Here is a 5,229-nt window from a genome sequence, read left to right as displayed (position 1 = left end):
AAGCCATGAGTTGAAATGAGCCTGCCTACTACTAATATTAAAAATTTACCTTATCTTTGGATGTCCAAACTAAAATACATAAGACAAAATGAACAAACTTAATTCGCTTTTATTGGGTGGACTGGTTCTTTCCACTCTTCTCTCCTGTAAAAACGTTCCGCCACCCAAGGCTGTCTATCCAGTTCCAACGCCCGAACAAGTAGAATGGCACAAACTTGAAACATATGCATTTATCCATTTCGGACTGAATACATTCAATGACCTGGAATGGGGTTTCGGCAACACTCCGGCAAGCACCTTCAATCCCACACAACTGGATTGCGACCAGTGGGTATCTACCGTCAAGGCTGCCGGACTTAAGGGTGTTATCTTAACAGCGAAACACCACGATGGATTTTGCTTATGGCCAACAGCAACAACAGAATACAGCGTAAAAAACTCTCCCTGGAAAGAGGGAAAGGGAGACATGGTGAAAGAACTTTCGGAAGCCTGTAAACGTCAGGGATTGAAGTTTGGGATTTACCTTTCTCCATGGGACAGGAACAATGCCAACTACGGAAAACCAGAATATGTAGAGACTTTCCATGCCCAGATGAAAGAGCTGCTAACAAATTACGGTCCTATTTTTGAATATTGGTTTGATGGAGCCAACGGAGGAAACGGATGGTACGGAGGTGCTAACGAAACCCGTTCGATCGACGCCAATACCTATTATAAATACGAAGAAGCGCGCGAAACCATAAAGAAACTACATCCTGCAGCCATGATTTTTGGTGGTACAGTTCCTGATATCCGCTGGATTGGTAACGAAGAAGGATGGGCTGGTGCTACCCAATGGAGTTCGTACGACTACAGTAAACAAAAACATTACCGCGAAAGTCAGTGGGGCATGGAAGGAGCCGAACACTGGATGGGAGGAGAATGCGACGTATCCATTCGTCCGGGATGGTTCTACCACGCAAGAGAAGATCATCAAACCCGCTCGCTGGCCAATTTAGTAGATTTATACTACAGAAGTGTTGGGCATAATGCAAACTTCCTGCTTAACTTCCCGGTAGCTCTTACCGGAAAAATCACTGCGGCCGACTCAACCCGTGCCGTGGAATGGTATCAGACAATTCAGAACGACCTTAAGGATAACTTATTGAAGGGAATTTCTGTTACAGCATCTAACACCCGCGGCAGAGAATACAGTGCATTTAAAGCAACAGATGGAAATTGGGACACCTACTGGGCTACAGAAGACGGGGTAACTGATGCAACGCTTACCTTCAAGCTGAATGAGACTAAAAATGTAAACCGTCTGTTGATTCAGGAATATATTCCGCTGGGACAACGTGTACGCAGCTTCACAATAGAAACAGAAACCAACGGACAATGGAAACCTGTACAGACGGTAGATTCTACTACAACAGTAGGCTACAAACGAATTGTAAGGTTCCAGACAGTTAAAGCAGAGAAAATACGTATCCATTTTACAAATGCACGCGGTCCGCTTTGTATAAACAACGTAGAGGCTTTCCATGCACCTGCCCTGGTTACCGAACCGGCAATCAGCCGTAACGGAAAAGATGAAGTAACAATTACCGCCGGCGATAAAGGATCGGATGTTTACTATACAACCGATGGAACAACGCCTACAACAAAGTCTGCCCGTTATACCGCCCCCTTTGCATTTGCAAAGAAAGGAACTGTAAAGGCCATCGCATACGACGCCTCATTCAACAAACAAAGTCCGGTTTCGTCTGCTGCCTTCGACATTCCAGCCAGTGGGCTTAAGATTGTAACGCCGAAGGACGAAAAAACAGCCGTAATACTGGATGGCAACGGTTACACAGCCTATTACCTTCCGGAAGGCAAGCAACAGCTGGAAGTGGAGTTGAACACCGAAGCACCTATAAGCGGATTTGTTTATGTACCCAATCAAGGGAGAGATGCCGGGGGGCATATTTCGAGCTACCAACTATACATTGATAATGTAAAGGTTGCCGAAGGTGAGTTCTCAAACATCAAGCACAACCCCATCGCACAGGAAATAAAGTTTACACCGGTAAAAGGAAAAAAGATCCGGCTTGTGGCTACATCCATAACAGAAAACGGCAAACGTGCCGGTATCGGCGAGTTTTCTGTTATTACAGCCGAATAAGAATAACAGGGTTCGGATTTATTGGTTACTTCGTAGTACTATAAGATTCGGCCTATTAGCGAAAAGGAGTAAGTCCCGGGTTGGGACTTACTCCTTTTTTATTGTTATGAAGAGTAGCTCATAAACCAATGCGTCACCTTCTCGCTATACGTTTTAGAAATCGGGATATCCGGAACCTTATCGATTCCAAGTTCAAGATAAATTCCATCCTTTTCCCGGCGGATCACCTTTACCTGTTCAAAATTAACCATAAACGATCGGTGGCATCGTAATACATGCGTGTCGGACATCAGCTCTTCGATCGCCTTTAGTGAATTACGCAGCATAAATTTGGAAAGGATACCTTTGTTGAGATAACAGATACACACATAATTGTCGGCCGACTCTAAATACAGCAGGTTGTTGCGTTTAACCGAAAGTTTAAAATCGCCCTTTTCATCGTAAAAGGAAAATACCGCCTGCTTTGCCGCACTATCCTCCTTGTTCTTTTCAAGTACCAGAAGCATACGTTCCTTCTCCTTATAAGAAAAGTACAAATGCAAGGCAGAGTAAGGAAGCAAAAGAACCAGACTGGTGTTGATGGCCGATTCCTTGAACACCCCCATCCAGTCTCTTCCCGGATTTAACACCAATGTATATATTGTATAGAAAAGAGACATGAAGAATATCTCGGTAAGAATCCATACGCCGTAGGCACTGTAGGATATGGAATGCTTTCGTCCGTAATAGTACATACAGATACGGCTAAGTACCACCACCAATACACCCGTAAGGATAATTAAGCTGGAAAATATGAAAAATTTCAACTCGGATACATTGTACCAGTTGGGCGAATTAAACGGTTTGTAAATGTTTATAAATACCAGCGCAAAAAGGGCGGTAAGCAGGATCAGCCGAATGATGTTCGACTTTTCATAAACATACTTGGGAATTTTGTTGCTCAGTACCTCCATTTGTATACTCTAATTATTGAAAGCAAATGTACGAATATTTATCCTTTATCGACTCCCATCGGATTTAAGAGTAGGATGTATTTACCCCATATATCCCGATTTCGTCCCTAAATAGGAGTTTCTGCCCCTCGAAGGCTGCCCGAATACCTTCGATTTTGTTTTAAATACAAGATGTTGTTTGTTTGCAGTCAAAGAACTGTTTCGAACTATGAATGTCATTAATCGCACACAAGAACTTAAGGCCTTGTTCTCTTACGAACATAAGGTTGAGCTGGAAGAAAAACAACTTGAAATCCTGCCATACCGTTTTAGTCAAACGATGGGAGCACAGGATATCGAGTGCCTTTTACAGATTATGCCAACTCCCGGATTCAGTAAAATACCCGACAATGGCATTGAAGAGAATAAAAATTTCAATTATCTTATTTTTGCTCCGAAACGAAATGAAAAGCATAAAGATGCAATTTTGCTGCTTCACGGACTGAATGAACGAAGCTGGGAAAAGTATCTCACCTGGGCAGAATACCTGGCGGAGCATACCGGGAAAGCAGTGATTCTCTTTCCCATTGCGTTTCATATGAACCGGACCCCGTTGTCGTGGCATCAGCCCCGGGCCATACTTCCCTGGGCACAACTCCGGAAAGAGATGATTGAAGATTTGAACAATTCTACTTTTGCCAATGCCGCCCTAAGCAGCCGTATCTCGGATAGCCCGTTGCGGTTTTATGCTTCGGGAAGAGAGACTATCTATAATTTATGGCAGCTTTCCAAGGAGATAAAAAACGGCGAGCATCCCCTGTTTGCAGAAGATGCCTCCATCAACATCTTCGCCTATTCAATAGGAGCACTCATATCGCAGGTGCTTTTACTGGCTAATCCCGAAAAGTTGTTCGACGAAACGAAACTGTTTATGTTTTGCGGTGGCTCCATATTTTGCAAGATGAATGGAAACTCCAAAGACATCATGGATCAGGAAGCGTTTGCTAAACTGCAAAACTATTTTCAATCCGACTTTCTGGACCCGTCCAAACTACCCTCCGTATGCAAGGAGGATTTTCTGGAAGAGGCTTTCAAGGCGATGATAAAACAGGAAAGTATGCAACACTTCAGGGAGTCTTTTTTCCAGAAAGCATGCAACCGTATCAGAGCCATATCACTGAAAAACGACATCGTAATGCCCACACAAGGTATTATTCAGGCATTGGGCAAACGGTGTGCCGATGTGGTATTAAAGGAACTTGATTTCCCTTTCGAATATTCGCATCAGATACCCTTCCCCTCCAACAAAAAGATCGAACCCGGATTGGTGGACTCCAGTTTTCGGGATCTATTCGGCAGAGTTGCCTCCTTCTTATAAAGGATGGCAGATAAAAAAGGCGGATTCCGTTTGGAATCCGCCTTACTAATATAGGATGCTTATCAGCTCTGTTCTTTCAAAATAACGTCGTGTGCTCCACCCTCTACAATACTTGTAGATGAAACCATCGTTATTTTTGCTTTCTTCTGAAGCTCTTCAATAGAAAGTGTACCGCAGCTGCACATGGTAGCCTTCACTTTACCCAATGTAAGTTTCAGGTTGTCTTTCATTTTACCGGCGTAAGGTACATAGCTGTCCACTCCTTCTTCAAACTTCAGACTTTCGGATCCGCCCATGTCGTAACGTTGCCAGTTTTGTGCACGGTTGGAACCTTCTCCCCAATATTCCTTTACATAGTTGTTTCCGATACGTAATTTCTTTGTGGGTGATTCGTCGAAACGGGCAAAATAGCGGCCCATCATTAAAAAGTCGGCTCCCATCGCCAAGGCTAGCACCATATGATAATCGTGCACCAGACCACCATCGCTACAAATAGGAACATACATTCCTGTTTTGGCATAGTGAACATCACGAGCTTTTGCCACATCGATCAATGCTGTTGCCTGTCCGCGACCAATTCCCTTCTGCTCACGCGTGATACAGATGGAACCACCACCGATACCAACTTTAACAAAGTCGGCTCCGGCATCAACCAAATACTGGAATCCCTCCTGGTCTACCACATTACCTGCACCAACCAAGACCTGATTACCGTATGTTTCCTTTATCCAACGAAGGGTTTCATATTGCCACTCCGAATAACCGTCTGAAGA

4 protein-coding genes are annotated in these 5,229 nt (G+C 43.9%); 2 read left to right on the top strand and 2 right to left on the bottom strand.

Annotated elements, in window-relative coordinates:
* Positions 1-88 precede the first annotated feature (88 nt).
* On the top strand, positions 89-2,146 hold the full coding sequence (locus AB7E53_RS13975) for an alpha-L-fucosidase (protein ID WP_446776361.1): 2,058 nt from the start codon (positions 89-91) through the stop codon (positions 2,144-2,146).
* A 104-nt stretch (positions 2,147-2,250) separates the two neighbouring features.
* On the opposite strand, the gene AB7E53_RS13970 is transcribed toward AB7E53_RS13975, so the two are convergent.
* Positions 2,251-3,099: a LytR/AlgR family response regulator transcription factor gene (locus AB7E53_RS13970; RefSeq protein WP_446776359.1), complete on the bottom strand. Its 849-nt coding sequence runs from the start codon at positions 3,097-3,099 to the stop codon at positions 2,251-2,253.
* A 208-nt stretch (positions 3,100-3,307) separates the two neighbouring features.
* Here AB7E53_RS13970 and AB7E53_RS13965 point away from each other — a divergent pair, with 208 nt between their 5' ends.
* The gene (locus tag AB7E53_RS13965; protein ID WP_079682409.1) at positions 3,308-4,456 is read left to right on the top strand and encodes a DUF6051 family protein; all 1,149 of its coding nucleotides are present in this window, start codon (positions 3,308-3,310) and stop codon (positions 4,454-4,456) included.
* 62 nt (positions 4,457-4,518) lie between these two features.
* Here AB7E53_RS13965 and AB7E53_RS13960 read toward each other — a convergent pair.
* Positions 4,519-5,229, bottom strand: a 711-nt coding sequence (locus AB7E53_RS13960) for an IMP dehydrogenase (RefSeq protein ID WP_446776357.1), incomplete at its 5' end; no start/stop codon positions are given.

The organism is Macellibacteroides sp., from assembly GCF_050251695.1.
Lineage (GTDB): Bacteria > Bacteroidota > Bacteroidia > Bacteroidales > Tannerellaceae > Macellibacteroides > Macellibacteroides fermentans.
Note: the sequence above shows the minus strand (reverse complement) of the source record. Positions and strands in the feature narration are given on the sequence as shown.